General features: G+C 66.8%; 13 protein-coding genes and 1 tRNA gene. 8 read left to right on the top strand and 6 right to left on the bottom strand.

Features of this window, described 5'->3' with window-relative positions:
* Positions 1-149: 149 nt before the first annotated feature.
* Complete coding sequence (locus tag AC1DFC_RS04995) at positions 150-3,965, top strand: DUF748 domain-containing protein (RefSeq protein WP_478178738.1); 3,816 nt, start codon at positions 150-152, stop codon at positions 3,963-3,965.
* 201 nt (positions 3,966-4,166) lie between these two features.
* A complete protein-coding gene (locus AC1DFC_RS04990; RefSeq protein WP_478178737.1) occupies positions 4,167-7,028 on the top strand; it encodes a DUF349 domain-containing protein in 2,862 nt (953 codons plus the stop codon).
* A gap of 88 nt (positions 7,029-7,116) precedes the next feature.
* Here AC1DFC_RS04990 and AC1DFC_RS04985 read toward each other — a convergent pair whose 3' ends face one another.
* The 5 genes from AC1DFC_RS04985 to AC1DFC_RS04965 form a co-directional block, all read right to left on the bottom strand.
* Positions 7,117-7,908 (bottom strand): M90 family metallopeptidase, encoded by a 792-nt coding sequence (locus tag AC1DFC_RS04985; protein WP_413335396.1) that lies wholly within the window; start codon positions 7,906-7,908, stop codon positions 7,117-7,119.
* Between the two features lie 14 nt (positions 7,909-7,922).
* Complete coding sequence (locus AC1DFC_RS04980; RefSeq protein WP_413335394.1) at positions 7,923-8,711, bottom strand: UDP-2,3-diacylglucosamine diphosphatase; 789 nt, start codon at positions 8,709-8,711, stop codon at positions 7,923-7,925.
* Complete coding sequence (locus AC1DFC_RS04975; RefSeq protein WP_007836899.1) at positions 8,708-9,220, bottom strand: peptidylprolyl isomerase; 513 nt, start codon at positions 9,218-9,220, stop codon at positions 8,708-8,710. Before AC1DFC_RS04975 ends, AC1DFC_RS04980 begins: the two co-directional genes overlap by 4 nt.
* Before the next feature lie 26 nt (positions 9,221-9,246).
* Positions 9,247-9,843 carry a peptidylprolyl isomerase gene (locus AC1DFC_RS04970; RefSeq protein ID WP_007836898.1) on the bottom strand — a complete coding sequence of 199 codons (597 nt, stop codon included), beginning with the start codon at positions 9,841-9,843 and terminating at the stop codon, positions 9,247-9,249.
* Between the two features lie 76 nt (positions 9,844-9,919).
* Complete coding sequence (locus tag AC1DFC_RS04965; protein WP_007836897.1) at positions 9,920-10,510, bottom strand: tetratricopeptide repeat protein; 591 nt, start codon at positions 10,508-10,510, stop codon at positions 9,920-9,922.
* A gap of 203 nt (positions 10,511-10,713) precedes the next feature.
* On the opposite strand from AC1DFC_RS04965, the gene cysS reads away from it, so the two are divergent.
* From cysS to AC1DFC_RS04935, 6 genes are all read left to right on the top strand, one after another.
* Complete coding sequence (cysS, locus tag AC1DFC_RS04960) at positions 10,714-12,090, top strand: cysteine--tRNA ligase (protein WP_007836896.1); 1,377 nt, start codon at positions 10,714-10,716, stop codon at positions 12,088-12,090.
* 17 nt (positions 12,091-12,107) lie between these two features.
* Positions 12,108-12,758, top strand: a complete 651-nt coding sequence (locus tag AC1DFC_RS04955) for a DNA-3-methyladenine glycosylase family protein (RefSeq protein ID WP_007836894.1) — start codon at positions 12,108-12,110, stop codon at positions 12,756-12,758.
* A 16-nt stretch (positions 12,759-12,774) separates the two neighbouring features.
* Complete coding sequence (locus tag AC1DFC_RS04950) at positions 12,775-13,755, top strand: acetyl-CoA carboxylase carboxyltransferase subunit alpha (protein ID WP_413315413.1); 981 nt, start codon at positions 12,775-12,777, stop codon at positions 13,753-13,755.
* A gap of 15 nt (positions 13,756-13,770) precedes the next feature.
* The gene (gene tilS, locus AC1DFC_RS04945; RefSeq protein WP_478178736.1) at positions 13,771-14,748 is read left to right on the top strand and encodes a tRNA lysidine(34) synthetase TilS; all 978 of its coding nucleotides are present in this window, start codon (positions 13,771-13,773) and stop codon (positions 14,746-14,748) included.
* Between the two features lie 55 nt (positions 14,749-14,803).
* A complete protein-coding gene (locus AC1DFC_RS04940) occupies positions 14,804-16,072 on the top strand; it encodes an aspartate kinase (protein WP_007836888.1) in 1,269 nt (422 codons plus the stop codon).
* A 26-nt stretch (positions 16,073-16,098) separates the two neighbouring features.
* Positions 16,099-16,191 (top strand) — tRNA-Ser (locus AC1DFC_RS04935).
* A 145-nt stretch (positions 16,192-16,336) separates the two neighbouring features.
* Here AC1DFC_RS04935 and AC1DFC_RS04930 read toward each other — a convergent pair.
* Positions 16,337-17,926, bottom strand: coding sequence for a tannase/feruloyl esterase family alpha/beta hydrolase (locus tag AC1DFC_RS04930; RefSeq protein ID WP_478178735.1), 1,590 nt, complete (start codon positions 17,924-17,926; stop codon positions 16,337-16,339).
* Positions 17,927-18,023 lie beyond the last annotated feature (97 nt).

The following is an 18,023-nucleotide window of genomic DNA, read 5'->3' as shown; positions in this document are numbered from 1 at the left end:
CAGCACGGCAGGAACCATTGACTTCCGGTCGCGCGAATCGATGGCATGGGTTTTGGGCCCGCCATCAAGCCCGGCAACAAGACAATTCCGTCGCGTTGCCGGGCTTTCTTGCTTCTGGATTGGCCATCCGTTTGCGGCACACTCCCTTGATGGACTTTGCTTCGATCAAACAAAACAAATGGGCGCGGCGTGGGGTCGTCGCGGTGCTGGTTCTGCTGGCCTTCTGGGCCATCGCCTGGCTGGCAGTGCCGCCGATTGCCAAAAGCCAGCTCCAGAAGATCGCGAGCGAGAAGCTCGGGCGCCAGGTAACAGTAGGAAAGATCGATTTCAAACCCTGGACGCTCGAACTCACGCTGAGCGATCTGCGCATTGCCACCGCCGACGGCAGCAAGCCGCAGGTGGCCATCAACCGCATCTACGCCGATGCCGAACTGCAGTCGCTCCTGCGCCTTGCGCCGGTGATCGACGCAGTCACGATCGACGGCCCAGCCGTCCTGCTCACGCACCTGACCGACGGCAAATACGACATCGACGACGTCCTGGCCAAGCTCTCGGCCGGCCCGCCGCGCGATCCGAACGCCAAGCCCGCGCGCTTTGCCATCTACAACATCGCGATCAATGGCGGCTCGGTCGATTTCGACGACCAGACGGTCAAGCGCAAGCACGAACTGCGCGACTTCGTGCTCAAGGTGCCGTTCCTGAGCAACCTCGATTCCAAGCGCGACATCAACACCGAGCCCAAGCTGGCCTTCGCGCTCAATGGTGGAAAGTTCGACTCGGCCGCCTTCACCACGCCCTTCGCCGACAACCGCAAGACCGACGCCCATGTGCAGTTCAAGGGGCTCGACCTGGTGCCGTACCTCGGCTACATCCCCGGCGGCCTGCCGGTGCGCCTGCAGGCGGGCAGCCTCGACGCCGACCTGAAGATCGGCTTCGAACAAGCGGAGACCACCGGCCTGAGGATCACCGGCACGGTCGAGGCGCACACCGCCAAGGTGGCCGATGCGCGCGGCCGCGACCTGCTGGCCTTCGACTCGCTCAAGCTGGCGCTGGCCGACGTGCGCCCGCTGGAATCGGTGTTCCACCTGAGCGAAGTCGCGCTGGTCAAACCGCAACTGGCGGTGGCGCGCGACGCGGCCGGCAAGCTCAATCTGCTGGCCACCGATCCATCCACTGGCGCGGCCGAGAAGGCGGCGCCGCTGCCGGCCGCTACGGCGAGTGCTCCGGCCGGCAAGGCGGTGCCAAAGCCGGCCTTGAAAGTGCAGGTCGACAAGCTGGCGCTGGACGGCGGGCGCATCGGCTGGCGCGATGAAACGACCAATCCGGCCGCGGCCGTCGACCTGATCGACCTGGGCATCGACGTCACGGGCGTCACCTGGCCGATGGAAAAGCCGGCCGCATTCAACGGCAGCACGGCCATCGCCGGCGCCTCGCTCAAGTTCAAGGGCACCGCCACCGACAAGGTGGCGGACGTGCAGACCGAGGTCGACGCGCTGCCGCTGTCGCTGGCCGCACCCTATCTGGCACAAAGCCTGGAGCCCACGCTGGACGGCAAGCTCAGCGGGCAGATCGACGTCGCCTGGGCCCAGCCCGACCTGAAGTTCAAGGCGCGCCGCCTGTCCGCCGACGGTCTCGCGCTGACCCAGGCCAAGACCGCGCTGGCGAGCGTCGGCCGCTTCGAGCTGGTCGATGCCGAGGCCGACATGACGAAGCACACATTGAACGTGGCCTCGTTCACCGCGACCAACCCCAAGGTGCGCGTCGAGCGCGACAGCGAAAAGCGCTGGATGTTCGAACGCTGGCTCAAGACGCCGGCCGGCGGCGGCGCCAAGGAGGCCGAAGCCAAGGTCGCCGCGCCCAAGCCCGCAGGCGCAGAGACGCCGAAACCGGGCGCCAACACCAAGCCCTGGGCGCTGACCATCGGCACGCTGGCGATCGACAACGGTGCGCTTTCCTATGCGGACAAGGCCGGCGCCACCCCGGTGGCCGTGGAAGTCACTGCCTTCAAGCTTCAGGCCCAGAAGATCGCGCCCGAAACCAGCACGGCGTCGCCGCTGGAAGTCTCGGGCCGCATCGGCTCCGGTCGCTCCGAGCCGGGCCGCTTCGACTACAAGGGCAACGTGGTGCTCAAGCCGCTCGCGGCCGAGGGCCGGCTCGAGGTGGCGTCGTTCCCCGCGCATACCTTCAAGGCCTACTACGCGGACGCGCTCAACGTCGATATCCGGCGCGCCTTTGCGAGCTACCGCGGCACGGTGCGCTATGCCACGTCGCCGGCGGGCATGAGCCTGAAGCTGGCGGGCGACACCGCGCTCGACGACTTCCGCGCCAACAGTGTCTCCCTCACGCAGTCGCCCGGTTTCGATCGCAACACCAACCAGTTGCTGAGCTGGAAGACCTTGAGCCTGCGCGGCCTGCAGGTCAGCATGGCGCCCAACGCCCCGCCGAACGTGGACGTGCGCGAAACCACGCTGACCGACTTCTTCGCCCGCGTGATCGTCGACCCGACCGGCCGGCTCAACCTGTCGAGCCTGACCAAGAAGGGCGAGGCCGAGGCGAACGCGGCTGCGGCAGCGGCCGGCGAGGCCAGTACCCGCAAGGGCCCGGGCGGAACCTCCACCACCACGGCCCGGGCACCCGTGCAGAAACCCGCGGGGGGCGCGCCGGTGTCGGCCGAGGAGATGGTCGGCGGGGCACCTCCATCCGCCAAGCCGGTGGCGACCGCAGCGGGGCCCGCTCCGGCGGCCGATGCGGGCCCCGCACCCATCATCAACTTCGGCCCGATGAGCCTGGTCAACGGCAAGATCGACTTCACCGACCTGTTCGTCAAGCCCAACTACTCGGCCGACCTCAGCGAGCTGACAGGCAAGCTCAGTTCGTTCTCGTCGAACCCGCCCAAGGGCGAGGGCGGCCGCCCCGCGCTGGCCGACCTGGAACTGCGCGGCAAGGCGCAGCAGACCGCGGCGCTGGAAATCACCGGCAAGCTCAATCCGCTGGCCAAGCCGCTCGAACTCGACATCACCGCCAAGATGCGCGACCTCGATCTCGCTCCGCTGTCGCCGTACTCGGTGCGCTACGCCGGCCACGGCATCGAGCGCGGCAAGATGAGCATGGACGTCAACTACAAGGTCGCGCCGGACGGGCAGCTGACGGCCACCAACAAGCTGGTGCTCAACCAGCTGCAGTTCGGCGACGAAGTCGCAGGCTCCACCAGCAGCCTGCCGGTCAAGCTGGCCGTAGCGTTGCTGGCCGACCGCAACGGCGTGATCGACGTCGACCTGCCACTCAGCGGGTCGCTCAACGATCCACAGTTCAGCGTCGGCCCGTTGATCTGGAAGGCCGTGGTCAACCTGATCGCCAAGGCCGCGACGGCACCGTTTCGCTTGCTTACAGGCGGCCTCGGCGGCGGCAGCGACGAATCGAGCGCCATTACTTTCGAGCCCGGCAGTTCGGAGCTCGGCGCCACCGCCAAGGAGGGCCTCGACAAGGTCGCCAAGGCGCTGACCGACCGGCCCACGCTGCAGATGACGGTGGTCGGCACCTCCAGCCTCGAGAAGGAGCGCGACGCCTACCAGCGCCAGCGCGTGCGCCAGCTCGCCTACGCCGAGAAGCGCCGGGTCGCAGTGCGCGGCGGGGAGACCGGCACCGAGGTGCCGCCCGTCACCGATGCCGAATACCCCGGGCTGCTGACCGCCGTGTACAAGCGCGCCGACATCACCAAGCCGCGCAACCTCGTCGGCCTGGCGAAAGACCTTCCGGTTCCGGACATGGAGAAGCTGCTGTTCGCCAGCGTGCCGGTCGACGAAGAGTCGATGCGCCAGCTCGCGGTCGAACGCGGCGCGGCCGTGCGCGACTACCTGCTCGCGAAGAAGCTGCCGAGCGAGCGTCTGTTCCTGGGCGCCGTGCGCACCAGTGCCAGCGGCGGCGACTGGAAGCCGGGCGCCGAGCTCAGCCTGACCATGAGGTGAGGCGCGGCGATCCGTCCGCGGGACTTGGTTTTTTTCTTCAGCTTGCTATATATGTAATTCATTCGCCTCCCGCCCACGACCCGTGTTCGCTACCGTTTCAGGACGGAATTCAGCGGCCAACCGCAAGTGGGTGAAAATATCGATGTGCGCCGGCCTTTGCCGGCGCCTTCGCTTTCTCTACCAAGACAACGATTTCGCGCAGTGACCTCTACTTCTTCCAAGCCACACGACCTTCAGGCCCTCGACACGCTCACCGGCGGCGCCTTCACCGCGCCGACCTCCGGAGAGCGCGCCGCGCGCATCCGCGACTGGCTCGCGGGCAACCCCGCGCCCGAGCTGATGCAGGAGGTCTTCAAGGAGCTGAGCGGTCGCGACAAGGGCGCCGCGCGCCTGCTGCGCGAAAAGCTCGACGAACTCAAGCGCGCCAAGGGCCAGGAGGCCATTGCCGCCGAATGGGCGCAAAAGGCCGAGGCGCTGCTGGGCCAGTCCAAGCTCAACATCGCCGATGCACTGGCTTGGCAGCGCGACGCCGCCAAGGCCGGCGCGCCGCTGTCGCGCGAACCGCTGGCTGGTCTAAAAGCCAGGCTAGCCGAACGCGTCAAGGGCATCGAAGACCTGCAGCACCGTGCCCAGGTGCACCGCGAAGCCGCCGTGCTGCTGGCGCAGCGCTTCGAGGTGCTGTCCACCAAGGGCTGGCAGGATGCCCAGGCGGCCGAGGAATCGCTGCGCGTCGACGTGACCCACTGGCAGCAGCAGGCGGGCGAGATCACGGCCGACGCCAACTGGACCAGCCTCGACGCCAAGTTCGCGCCGCAGCTCGAATCGTCGAAGTCGCAACTGCTGGTGGTGTCCGATGCTTTCCACAGCGCGCTGGCCCAGGCCGTCGCGGCCGCGGCCGATGCTGCCGCACCGCTGCCGCCCGTGCCCGTGTGGGCCGATGAATTGCGCGCTGCGCGCGGCGAGGTCGTGGCGCCAAAGCCTGCCACCCCTGCTCGCCCCGCTGCGCCCAAGGTCGACCCGGCCGTGCGCGCCGCTGCGCAGGACGCGGTGCAGGCCGCGCTTGCCAAGCTCGAGCAGGAAACCGCCGAAGGCCATGGCAAGGCCAGCGCCGGTGCGGCTGCTGCGCTGCGCGCCGTGCTCAAGGAACACGGCAAGCTGGTCGAGGCGCCGCTCGAAGCCCGCGTGCACGCCGCGCTGGTGGCCGCTGGCGAACTCGAAGGGTGGCAGCGCTGGAGTGCCGACAAGGTGCGCGAAGACCTCGTCGCCAAGGCCGAAGGCCTGCTCAAGCGTCCCGAGGGCCAGGCCCTCGGCGGCCGCAAGATGCAGGAAACCCTGCGCGCCCTGCGCGACCAGTGGAAGCAGGCCGACCAGGGCGGCGTGCCCAACCACGCGCTCTGGAAGCGCTTCGACGAAGCCTGCAACGAAGCCCACAAGGTGGTCGAGGCCTGGCTCGAGAAGGTTCGCGCCGATGCGGCCGAGCACCGCGCGCACCGCGTCGCGCTGATCGAAGAAGTCAAGGCCTGGGCAGCCGAACATGCCGGCGCCACCGACCTGAAGGCGCACAACCGCGCGCTGCACCAGTTCGCCGACCGCTGGCGGGACGGCGGCCACGTGGGCGAGAAGGTGTTCGCCGAGCTGCAGTCGCAGTGGAACGAAGCCTTTGGCGCGGCCCGCGCACCGTTCGAGGCCGCGCAGAAGGCCAGCGTCGAACGCCGCCAGGCGATGATCGCCGAGGCGATCGAACTCGGCGCCCAGCCGGTGCTGCGCATCGATGCCGTCAAGGCGCTGCAGCAGCGCTGGCAGGCCGAGGCGCAGAGCGTGCCGCTCGACCGCCGCCACGAACAGAAAATGTGGGACGCATTCCGCGCGCCCATCGACGAAGCCTTCAACCGCAAGACGGCCGAGCGCGAAAAGGCGTCGTCCGCAATGAGCGAGCACGACCGCCATGTGCTCGATGCGTCCAAGGCACTCGACGCAGCCAATGCCGGCGGCGACGTGCAGAAGATCCGCGCCGCCATTGCCCGGCTGGAAGCCGCGATGCGCGGTGAAGTACCGCCGCCCGCATCGAAGGCCGAGCAGGCCGCTGCCGCGAGCGACGGTCCGTCGGTTGGCGCGACCGAGATCGAGGCTCCGGGTCAGGCCGCCGCTGAATTCGGCGAAAGCGCGGAGCAGGCGCCGAGCCCGAGCGATGCGGAAGCCTCGCCCGGTACGCACGCAAGCCAGGCGCCTGCCGCTTCGGTCGATCTCGTGGCGCCCGCTGACGGTGCCGATGCCTCGGCACGCGCCGATGGCCCGGCGCATGACGCCGGCGAAGCCGCCGCTGTCGAAGCGCCGGCCGCGGCACCGAAGCCCGCGCCCAAGCCCGTCGTGGCGATGCGCGGCGACGACCGCCCCAGCAGCAAGAAGGCCGAAGCGGCTCCCGCAGCCCGTGGCGCAGGCGGCCGGTTCGGCGACCGGCGCGAAGGCGGTCGGCCAGGCGCTGGTGGTCCGGGCCGCTCAGGCGAGCGCGGTGCTCCGCGCTCGGACGCACGCGGCGATCGCGGCGCACCTGCGGGCCGTTTCGGCGACCGTCCGCCGCGTTTCGAAGACCGTGGCCCGCGTCTGGGCGATGCAGCCTTCCGCGCGCAACGCGAAGCACTCGAACGCGCCGATATGGCGCTGCGCAAGCTTGCCGCGCAGGCACATGGCGAAGCGCTGACGCAGGTGCTGGGCGCATGGGAACAGCGCGACGCCAGCCGCCTGCCGAGCATTCAGGAACTGGGCCGCGCAGTCACGCCCGCTGTGCGCAGCGGCTGGTCGCAAGCCATCGGCTCCGCGCCGACGGCCGCCGCGCCCGATGCCGCCGAAGCGCTGCTGCGCCTCGAAATGGCGGCCGAAGTGCCGACGCCGGCCGAACAACTCGACGCGCGCCGCGCGTTGCAGCTCAAGCTGCTCACGAAGCGTGGCGACCCGGCGCCGGCACAGACCTGGGGCCAGGATGCCGGCAAGGTTCTGGCTGCTGCACACGATGCCTCCAGCGCGCGACGTTTGCAGAACGCACTGAAGGCGCTGCTGCGCAAGTAAGCAGCCGGCCGAAAGTCGCGGCCACGAAAAAGGCGCCCTTCGCCGGGCGCCTTTTTCTTTTGGGGCAGCGAATCGAACGCCGAGTCGTTCAGGCCTTCCCGCCGATGAAGAATTCATCGAAAAGCGCGAGCACGCCCGGGAAGTCCCGGGCGAAGTTCGGGCGGTTCACGAAGTAGGCCTCGCACGCCACCGCGAAGAACTCGCTGATCGAGGTGGCGCCATAGGCGTCGAGCCATGGCGGCTCACCGCCGAAGCGCTCTGCCTTGATGGTTTGCTCGCGAAAATCCTCGTAGGCAGGCTGCAGCACGGCAAGCCACGCCGTGCGGGCTGCGCGCGCGCTGCGCTGGCCCGCAAAGCCGGCGGGCAGCGGCGGGCAGCCGTTGGCGTCGCCGCTGCGCATGTCGATCTTGTGGGCGAACTCGTGGATCACGACGTTGTAGCCGCGCTCGCTGGTGATGCTGCTTGCCAGCACATCGTCCCAGCTCAGCATGACGGGGCCGCGGTCCATGGCTTCGCCGGCGACGACTTCGCCGTACTCGTGCACCACCTGGGCCTCGTCGACAACCTTGCGGCGCGCCACCACCTCGGAGCGGTGCACGACGATGCCGACGAAGTCGTCGTACCAGTTCAGTCCGCCCTTGAGATGCAGCACCGGCAGCACGGCCTGGGCCGCGATGGCCAGCGCGACTTCATTGGTGATGGTGAAGCCCTTGGCGCCGTGGAATTCCTTGTCGCGCAGGAACTCGGCCGTCAGCGTGCGCAGGCGTTGCCGGTCGGCGGCGGGCAGGGCGCCGAGAAAGGCGTAGCGCCTGAGCGCGGACTGCCAGGCGGCTTCGGGAATCGGGGGCAGGGCGCGCAGGCGGCGCAGCCACTTGAGCATTGGCGGCGGCGCGGCTAGCGCAGATCGACGCGCTGCGCGCCGGCGGTGGACAGGCACAGCAGCTGCGCGCGCGGCGGATGCGCTGCCACATCCCAGTCGCTCAGCACGACGCGGTGCAGGCCGTCGCCCAGGTCGTGATCGGCAGGGCGGTGCGTGTGGCCGTGAACCAGCGTGTGGGCGTTCGCCTGCTGCAGCCAGTTGCGCGCGGCGGCGGTGTCGACGTCGGCCCAGATGGCCGAGGGGTTGCGCTTGCGGTCTTCGCTCTGCACGCGCATGGAACGTGCGAGCGCGCGGCGCTCTTCCAGCGGCCTGGCCAGGAATGCGGCCTGCCACTCGGGCGTGCGAACCTGCGCGCGAAACTTGAGGTACTCGGTGTCCTCGAGGCAGAGGATGTCGCCGTGGCTCAGCAGCCATCGTTGGCCGTGCAGCACGAGCACCGTGGGATCGTCGAGCAGCGTGAAGCCGCATCGCGCAGCGAACGCGGGGCCGACGAGGAAGTCGCGGTTGCCGTGCATGAAGAACACCGGCAGCCGTTGCGCGGCGCGGCACAGCAGCTCGGCGCACTGTGCCTCGAAACCAGCGGAGTCGAGCGAGTCGTCGCCGACCCATACTTCGAACAGGTCGCCGAGGATGATCAGCGCATCGGCCGGCGTGGTCTGCAGGTAACCCTGCCAGGCTTCGAAGGTGGCGGGCTCGCCGGCTTGCAGGTGCAGGTCGGAAATCAGGTCGACCGTGCGCCACGCAGGCGGCGCCACCAGTTCCTTGAACACCGTTGTTGCGGCCGCCGCCGGGCTCACAGTCACTCGGCGATGACGACGGCCTTCTCGATCACCACGTCTTCGAGCGGAACGTCGTCGTGGAAGCCCTTGCGGCCCGTCTTCACGGCCTTGATCTTGTCGACCACGTCGGTGCCGTTGATGACCTTGCCGAACACGGCATAGCCCCAGCCCTGGGCCGAAGGTGCGGTGTGGTTCAGGAAGCCGTTGTCGGCCACGTTGATGAAGAACTGCGCGGTGGCCGAGTGGGGCGCGCTGGTGCGGGCCATCGCCACGGTGTAGTTGGCGTTCTTCAGGCCGTTGTTGGCTTCGTTCTCGATCTCGGCGCCGGTGGGCTTTTGCTGCATGCCGGGCTCGAAGCCGCCGCCTTGCACCATGAAGCCGGGGATCACGCGGTGGAACACCGTGTTGTCGTAGTGGCCCTTCTTCACGTACGAGAGGAAGTTCTCGACCGACTTCGGCGCCTTGGCGGCGTCAAGTTCGAGCGTGATCACGCCGTAGTTCTTGATGTGCAGTTCGACTTGGGGATTGCTCATGAGGGGACTCCTGCTTGGGAAATGAATTACTTCGCCACCAGCGTGGCGGACTTGATGGTGACGGCTTCGAGCGGCACGTTCTGCATGCCGCCCTTGTTGCCGGTGGCCACCGCGCGGATCTTGTCGACCACGTCGGTGCCGGCGACGACCTTGCCGAACACGGTGTAGCCGTAGCCGTCGGGGTTGGGCGCGTTGAGCGAGTCGTTGTTCTTCACGTTGATGAAGAACTGCGAGGTCGCGGAATTCGGATTGCCGGTGCGGGCCATGGCGATCGTGTATTTGTCGTTCTTCAGGCCGTTGCTCGCTTCCAGCGGAATGGGGGCGCGCGTGGGCTTTTGCTGCAGGTCGGCCGTGAAGCCGCCGCCCTGGATCATGAACCCATCGATCACGCGGTGGAACACCGTGCCGTCGTAGTGCTTGTCCTTGACGTACTGCAGGAAATTCTCGACCGACTTGGGTGCCTTGGCCGCATCGAGCTCGACCACGATGTCGCCAGCCGAGGTGGCCAGCTTGACGTGCGGCGCCGCGGCAGTCTGTGCATGGGCCGTGGCTGCGAACGCGAGGGCGGTGGCCAGCGCGAGTGCGCTGCGGCGGCTGAAGCGGGAGAGGGACTGGATCGTCAAATGAGGCTCCGTGTGCGGATGAGGAAACGGGGCCGCACGGCAGGCACCGTTGCGGCGCCCATGCCGGCGGTGGCGATTACTTGCTGGTGCGGCCGACCGGTTTGCGAATGACCGCCGGCGGTGCGGGCAGGGGGGCGGCCTCGGCTTCGGCCTTCGGCGTGAAGATCTGGCGTATCAGCACGAGCTTGGGCGCAACGCTCGCATTGGTGCTGGCGAACTGTTGCGCACGCACGTATTCCTGGGCAGCGAGACGGGCATACACGTCGCCGAGGTTCTCGTGCGCCGTGGCGTAGTTCGGGTTGAGCTTGATGGCCTGCTCCAGCGCGGCGCGCGCCTGGTCGAACTTGCTTTGCGACGCGTACAGCGCGGCCAGGTTGTTGTAGGGCTCGGACAACTCGGGGAAGTCCTGCGTGAGCTGCGTGAAGGCGGCGATGGCCTCGGCCTGCTTGTTCTGTTCGGTGAGGATCACGCCGCGCAGGAAGCGCATCTGCGGGTCGCGCGGCTTGCCGGCGATGTAGGTGTCGGCCTTGGCGAGCGCCTCGTTCGACTTGCCCTGGCGCAGCATCAGGTTCACGTCGTCGTATTCGTTGGCGTGCGCTGCGGAGCCCCACAGGCTGAACAGCAGTGCGAAGGCAATGGAGAGTCTGGAGAATGCGGCGTGCTTCATGAAGCCTCGGCGGAAATGGGGGAGATGCGGGCTCAGCGGGCTTGGGGAACACCCGCACGCCGCTCGGCAGCAGACGTTTATACTAGGTCGGATTGTAGCCGAGGGGCCATGTCCAACCCCTCGCGACACAGCCCCCGTCACCCCTGAAAAACACCGTCTTTCGCCCGTGCCGCACGTGCGCGAAACGACGCTTTCCGAGCCTCATGAGTCTGCGCATCTACAACACGCTGTCGCGTGAATTGGAGGAATTCTCCCCATTGCAACCGGGACAGGTGCGCATGTACGTTTGCGGCATGACGGTCTACGACTACTGCCATCTCGGCCACGCCCGCTCGATGATCGCCTTCGACGTGGTGCAGCGCTGGCTCAAGGTGAGCGGCTTCGATGTCACCTATGTGCGCAACATCACCGACATCGACGACAAGATCATCCGCCGCGCCGTTGAAAACGGCGAGAGCATCCGCGCGCTGACCGATCGCATGATCGACGCGCTGCACGAAGACGCCGACGCGCTGGGCATCGAACGCCCCACCCACGAACCCCGTGCCACCGACTACATCCCGCAGATGCTGTCGATGATCGGCACGCTCGAGAGGAAGGGCCTGGCCTACCGTGCCGAGAACGGCGACGTGAACTATGCGGTGCGCAAGTTCCCGGGCTACGGCAAGCTCAGCGGCAAGTCGATCGACGAGCTGCATGCGGGCGAGCGCGTGGCCGTGCTCGACGGCAAGGACGATCCGCTCGACCCGGTGCTCTGGAAGAGCGCCAAGGCCACCGAGCCCGACGAGGTGAAGTGGGCCAGCGAATTCGGCGCCGGCCGTCCGGGCTGGCACATCGAGTGCTCGGCCATGGCCTGCGAACTGCTCGGCGAGACGCTCGACATCCACGGTGGCGGCGAAGACCTGCAGTTTCCGCACCACGAGAACGAAATCGCGCAGAGCGAGGGGGCCAACGGCAAGCCGCTGGCCAACTTCTGGATGCACAACGGTTTCATCGTGACCGACAACGAGAAGATGTCCAAGAGCCTTGGCAACTTCTTCCTGATCCGCGATGTGCTCAAGAAGTACGACGCGGAGACCATCCGCTTCTTCGTGCTGCGCGCGCACTACCGGCGCCCGCTCAACTACAGCGACGTCCACCTCGACGATGCGCGCGCCTCGCTCAAGCGGCTGTACACGGCGCTCGATCTCGTGGCGCCGGCCGACGTGAAGATCGACTGGACCGACCCGTACGCCGCGCGTTTCAAGGCCGCGATGGACGAAGACTTCGCAACGCCCGAAGCCGTGGCGGTGCTGTTCGACCTGGCGGGCGAAGTGAACCGCACGCAATCGGCCGCCCAGGCCGGATTGCTGAAGGCATTGGGTGGCTGCGTGCAGATCCTGCAGGACGACCCGAAGGCCTTCCTGCGCGCGGGCGCCACGCTCGACGAGGCCACCATCCAGGGCAGGATCGAAGCGCGCGCCGCAGCCAAGGCCGCGAAAAATTTCGCCGAAGCCGATCGCATCCGCCAGGAACTCCTCGAGCAGGGCATCGTGCTCAAGGATTCGCCCACAGGCACGACCTGGGCGGCTGCGCAGTGAACGGAACGACGAACCCCATGCCCGCCACCAGGAAGACCAGCGTCCAGATCTATACGCCGGACTATTGGGAGGAGGCATGCAAGCACCTTTCCCGGAAAGACCGCGTCATGAAGCGGCTCATTCCGAAGTTCGGCGATGCCTGCCTCGAGTCGCGCGGCGACGCGTTCACCACCCTCGCGCGTAGCGTGGTGGGCCAGCAGATCTCGGTGAAGGCCGCGCAGTCGGTCTGGGACAAGTTCGCCGCGCTGCCGCGCAAGCTCACGCCGGCCAATGTGCTCAAGCTCAAGGTCGACGACATGCGCGGGGCAGGGCTGTCGGCGCGCAAGATCGAGTACCTCGTCGACCTGGCCCTGCATTTCGATTCGGGCATGGTCCACGTCGACGCGTGGAAGGACATGTCGGACGAGCTCATCATCGAGGAGCTGGTGGCCATCCGCGGCATCGGCCGCTGGACGGCCGAGATGTTCCTCATCTTTCACCTGATGCGCCCGAACGTGCTGCCCGTGGACGACCTGGGGCTGCTCAACGGCATCAGCGTCAATTATTTTTCCGGCGATCCTGTGAGCCGCAGCGATGCCCGCGACGTCGCCGTGGCCTGGGCGCCATATTGCAGCGTGGCGACTTGGTATATTTGGCGATCGCTGGACCCGGTTCCAGTCGCGTATTGAACAACAGGAGAAGACGTTGGCGAAACGAACCTTCCTCGACTTCGAGCAGCCCATTGCTGAACTCGAAACCAAGATCGAAGAATTGCGCTATGTGCAGACCGAATCCGCGGTCGACATCTCTGAAGAAATCGATCAGCTCGGCAAGAAAAGCCAGCAGCTCACCAAGGACATCTACAGCGACCTGACGCCCTGGCAGATCACCAAGATCGCCCGGCATCCGGAGCGCCCGTACACGCTCGACTACGTCAACGAGATCTTCACCGACTTCGTCGAACTGCACGGCGACCGGCACTTCTCCGACGACCTGTCGATCGTGGGCGGCCTTGCGCGCTTCAACGGCGTGCCCTGCATGGTGCTTGGCCACCAGAAGGGCCGCGACACGAGGGAGCGCACCGCGCGCAACTTCGGCATGAGCAAGCCAGAGGGCTACCGCAAGGCCTTGCGCCTGATGAAGATGGCCGAGAAGTTCAAGCTGCCGGTGTTCACCTTCGTGGACACGCCCGGCGCCTACCCCGGCATCGACGCCGAGGAACGCGGCCAGTCGGAAGCCATCGGCCGCAACATCTTCGAGATGGCGCAGCTCGAGGTGCCGATCATCGTCACCATCATCGGCGAAGGCGGCTCCGGCGGCGCGCTGGCCATTTCGGTCGGCGACCAGTTGGTGATGCTGCAGTATTCGATCTATTCGGTGATCAGCCCCGAAGGCTGCGCTTCCATCCTGTGGAAGACCAGCGACAAGGCGCAGGAAGCGGCCGATGCGCTGGGCATCACCGCGCACCGCCTCAAGGCGCTGGGCCTGGTCGACAAGATCGTGAACGAGCCCGTCGGCGGCGCGCATCGCGACCATCGGCAGATGGCGGCTTTCCTGAAGCGCGCGCTCAACGACGCGTTCCGCCAGGTCAGCGACCTGAAGACCAAGGAACTGCTGGATCGCCGCTACGAGCGCCTGCAGAGCTACGGCCGCTTCAACGACACCAAGGCCGACAGCGTCAGATAACGCGCGGGCGCTGTCATGAACTCAGCTTTCGAACGCGCCGTCGCCGCGTTCGAGCCGGCGCATTGGCCGCTGGCGGTGGGCTTCAGCGGCGGCGCGGATTCAACCGCCTTGCTGGCTGCCAGCGCATCGCGCTGGCCGGGGCAGGTGATCGCCTTTCATGTGCATCACGGGCTGCAGGCTGCGGCCGACGATTTCGAGCGGCATTGCCGGGCGGTGTGCGAACGCCTGGGCGTGCCGCTGGTCGTCCATCGCGTCGATGCGCGGCATGCACCCGGCGACAGTCCGGAAGATGCCGCCCGCCGCGCCCGCTACGCGGCGTTCGCCGAGATGGCACGCGCGGATGGGGCGAGGGCGGCTGTCAAATGTGTGGCGCTGGGGCATCACGCCGACGACCAGGTCGAAACCCTGCTGCTGGCGTTGTCACGCGGCGCGGGGCTCCCGGGGCTCGCTGCCATGCCAGCGCAGGCGCGACGCAACGGGCTCGACATCCATCGGCCGCTGCTTGCCGTTGCCGGCGCCGACATCCGCGAATGGCTGGCCGGTAGAGGCCTGCCATGGATCGAAGATCCGACCAACGGCGACGCACGCTACACCCGCAACCGGATTCGCTCCGTGCTGCTGCCGGCGCTGGAGCAGGCCTTTCCGCAGTTCCGTACGACGTTCGCGCGCAGCATTGGCCATGCCGCACAGGCGCAGCAGCTGCTGGCCGAACTGGCGGCGCAAGACCTGGAAACCGTGGGCAGCCCGCCGCGCATTGCGACGCTGCAGACGCTGTCGCGCGCCCGCCAGGCCAACGTGCTGCGCCACTGGCTGATGCAGTCGCACGGCTGCGCGCCCAGCGCCGCGCAGCTCGACCAGCTGCTCGACCAGGTCCGCGCCTGCGCCACGCGCGGCCACCGCATCCACCTCAAGGTGGCCGCCGGTTTCGTCGAGCGGCAGGGCGATTGCCTGCATTGGTACAATGTTTCGCCCTCGCCGAAGACTTTGCTCTGACAGCTTGCAGGGCGCCGCCTTTCAAGCGGCCCTTTCCCTTTCTCTGATTTCACCCATGGCATTGATCGTTCACAAATACGGCGGTACGTCGATGGGCTCGACCGAGCGCATCAAGAATGTCGCCAAGCGCGTCGCCAAGTGGGCGCGCGCAGGCCACCAGATGATCGTGGTTCCGAGCGCCATGAGCGGCGAGACCAACCGCCTGCTCGGCCTGGCCAAGGAACTGGCGCCCAGTAAACCCGGCGTGGCCCACAGCCGCGAGCTCGACATGCTGGCCTCGACCGGCGAGCAGGCGTCGTCGGCGCTGCTGGCCATCGCGCTGCAGGCCGAAGGCGTCGAGTCCGTGAGCTACGCGGGCTGGCAGGTGTCGGTGCGCACCGACAACTCGTACACCAAGGCCCGCATCGAGAGCATCGACGACGAGCGCGTCATGGCCGACCTGAACGCCGGCAAGGTGGTGGTCATCACCGGCTTCCAGGGCGTGGACGACGACGGCAACATCACCACGCTGGGCCGTGGCGGCAGCGACACCTCGGCCGTGGCCATTGCCGCGGCCATGAAGGCGCACGAATGCCTGATCTATACCGACGTGGACGGTGTCTACACGACCGATCCGCGCGTCGAGCCCGATGCGCGCCGCCTGACGACCGTGAGCTTCGAAGAGATGCTCGAGATGGCGAGCCTGGGCTCCAAGGTGCTGCAGATCCGCTCGGTGGAATTCGCCGGCAAGTACAAGGTGCCGCTGCGTGTGCTCTCGAGCTTCACGCCGTGGGACATCGACATCAATGAAGAGGCCAAGTCCGGCACGCTGATCACTTTCGAGGAAGACGAAAACATGGAACAAGCCGTCGTATCCGGCATCGCATTCAACCGCGACGAAGCCAAGATCTCGGTGCTCGGCGTGCCCGACAAGCCCGGCATCGCATATCACATCCTCGGTGCCGTGGCGGACGCCAACATCGAAGTCGACGTGATCATCCAGAACCTCAGCAAGGACGGCAAGACCGATTTCAGCTTCACCGTGCATCGCAACGAATACGCGAAGACGGTCGACCTGCTGCAGTCGAAGGTCATGCCCTCGCTGGGCGCGACCGAGATCGTGGGCGACACCAAGATCTGCAAGGTCAGCATCGTGGGCATCGGCATGCGCAGCCACGTAGGCGTGGCGAGCAAGATGTTCCGCGTGCTGAGCGAGGAGGGCATCAACATCCAGATGATCTCGACCAGCGAAATCAAGACTTCGGTTGTGATCGACGAAAAATATATGGAATTGGCAGTGCGCGCACTGCACAAAGCCTTCGATCTGGATCAGCCGAGCGCCTAAAGATGGCATAATCTCGGCTTCTTTCAGGAACTGTGACCGAGTGGCCGAAGGTGCTCCCCTGCTAAGGGAGTATGGGGTGTAGAGCCTCATCGAGGGTTCGAATCCCTCCGGTTCCGCCAAGTTGATGAAGCCTCGTTGATCGTGTGATCGGCGGGGCTTTTTTCATGCTCCGGGAAAGCGGCGAGCATCGCCCTGAAGCTCTCGCCGGCGCGTTGTTCGTCTTCGTTTTCCGACGGAGCCAAGTCTCGCGGCTTTCCTCAGTCCTCAAGAACCTTGGCAGCTGTAGCTGTCGGCTGAGTTCGCGTCGCCGCTGCCCTTGTATTTCGGGAAGGTCGGGTACTGGCACAAGGGGCGCGCCAGCGTGGCGGCCTTGGTCGCCGGATCGAGCTTCTTCGCCACGATGCTCTGCGCGGAAGGCTTGGCACCACCTTCTCGCCATTTCACGACAGCGTCCACAAGATCGACGGTGTCAGGGCCGACCCCGCCAGAGCAATGCTGGACGCCCGGCTGGAGGAAGAACTCCATCGAGGCATCCCGCGTGGACGCGCCACCAACCGCGGTCGCGACATCGTTGAAGTACTTGATCGAGCCCTTGTAGCTGATCGCCCAGTCATTCGTTCCGTGAGCAAGGATCATCTTGCCGCCCTGTCCAAAGAAGGAGCGGAGGTCGGGCGTCGCATCGAGTGTTGTGGCCGCGAGGCGCAGTCCCGCAGAGTAGAGCTCCGGATCGAAGCCCAGCACGTTGAAGGCCGGGTCGCCCGTGACCCAGTACTTCACCAAGCCGCTGCCGAACATGAACTGGAGGCCGGTGCCGCCGATGGCGGAGCCGGTCACCCACAGGGGCCAGCCCAGGTTCTCGCCGCCGGGGCCCCAGCCGGGATAGACGCTCGTGCTGTCCGCACGCTTGAGTTCGGAATAGATCGTGTTGGCCGTCGCTATCTGCTGGTCGGTCAGGCAGGTTTCCGCATCTCCTGCCGTGCAGCGCAACACCGCCGGGTCGAAGGTGCAGGCGGCCTGGTTGCTCACGATGCCGTCCGCAATGCCGTCAAGCGCATCGCACTGCGCGGTGACGGTCTTGCCGATAAGCGAGGCCTTTGCATCGCTGAGCTGTCCACCCGGTGCCGCGAGAGCCTTTCCGTTCGCAACGAAGGCCTGGAACAGTTCGGTGAAAGAGTAGGCCGGCGCACGCACGACGATGCCGTCGAAGTCGTTCGGGAAGCGCGTGGCCTGGATCAGCGCCTCTCTGCCGCCATTGGAGCAGCCTTCGAAGTAGCTGAACGTGGCATCCGAGCCGTAGCGCTGGCGAACGATCTCCTTGGTGACCTCATTGACCGAGTGGATCGAGAGATAGCCGAAGTCCGCTTGTGCCGTGGAATTGTTCAGGAAGACCGAGGCGTCCAAGGCGTCTCCCTGGCGCCCTCCGTCCGAGGCCACGAGCACGTAGCCTGCGGTGGACCCGCTGGGCGAGATGGGCGTGATGTTGATGCTGCCGTCCCAGCCGCCACCGCCGGCATACAGGAGCTTGTTGTTCCACGCGGTGGGGAGGTGCACCTCGAAGTTGAGCGTGCCATGAAGAGTGCCCGTGACCTTGCAGTACTCCGCGGAGTCCGCCGCTGCGGCGACGAGCTTGGCGTCTTTCAGCGACGCACCGGCGAGCGAGGCGCCGGCGAAGGCCGTGCACTTCTCCTGCGCTGACGCGACTGGGGCTGGCGCGGGCGCTGGCGGCGGGGTCGATGTCGGCGCAGGCGTGGGGAACAACACCGGCAGGTTGCTCCCGCCGCCGCCGCCGCAAGCCGCCAGCATGATGGGGATGCACGCAAGAGCGCAGCGCGCCATCGAGAGAGGGTTTTTCATGATTTGTCTCCTGTTCGTACTGCCACATAAACTCAGGCGGCCCGGACCATCGCCTGCGCAGCGCATGCTAGGCACTACGGTCGAGGAAGAAAGTCTT

The sequence above is a fragment of the Variovorax sp. 10L421 genome, assembly GCF_056395365.1.
Note: the sequence above shows the minus strand (reverse complement) of the source record. Positions and strands in the feature narration are given on the sequence as shown.

Excerpts from the sequence above, each read along its gene's own strand:
- tilS (WP_478178736.1), top strand. The coding sequence starts at position 13,771 with ATGAACTCAGCTTTCGAACGCGCCGTCGCCGCGTTCGAGCCGGCGCAT.
- AC1DFC_RS04965 (WP_007836897.1), bottom strand. The coding sequence starts at position 10,510 with ATGAAGCACGCCGCATTCTCCAGACTCTCCATTGCCTTCGCACTGCTG.
- AC1DFC_RS04995 (WP_478178738.1), top strand. The coding sequence starts at position 150 with ATGGACTTTGCTTCGATCAAACAAAACAAATGGGCGCGGCGTGGGGTC.
- AC1DFC_RS04975 (WP_007836899.1), bottom strand. The coding sequence starts at position 9,220 with ATGAGCAATCCCCAAGTCGAACTGCACATCAAGAACTACGGCGTGATC.
- AC1DFC_RS04930 (WP_478178735.1), bottom strand. The coding sequence starts at position 17,926 with ATGAAAAACCCTCTCTCGATGGCGCGCTGCGCTCTTGCGTGCATCCCC.
- cysS (WP_007836896.1), top strand. The coding sequence starts at position 10,714 with ATGAGTCTGCGCATCTACAACACGCTGTCGCGTGAATTGGAGGAATTC.
- AC1DFC_RS04985 (WP_413335396.1), bottom strand. The coding sequence starts at position 7,908 with ATGCTCAAGTGGCTGCGCCGCCTGCGCGCCCTGCCCCCGATTCCCGAA.
- AC1DFC_RS04940 (WP_007836888.1), top strand. The coding sequence starts at position 14,804 with ATGGCATTGATCGTTCACAAATACGGCGGTACGTCGATGGGCTCGACC.
- AC1DFC_RS04955 (WP_007836894.1), top strand. The coding sequence starts at position 12,108 with ATGCCCGCCACCAGGAAGACCAGCGTCCAGATCTATACGCCGGACTAT.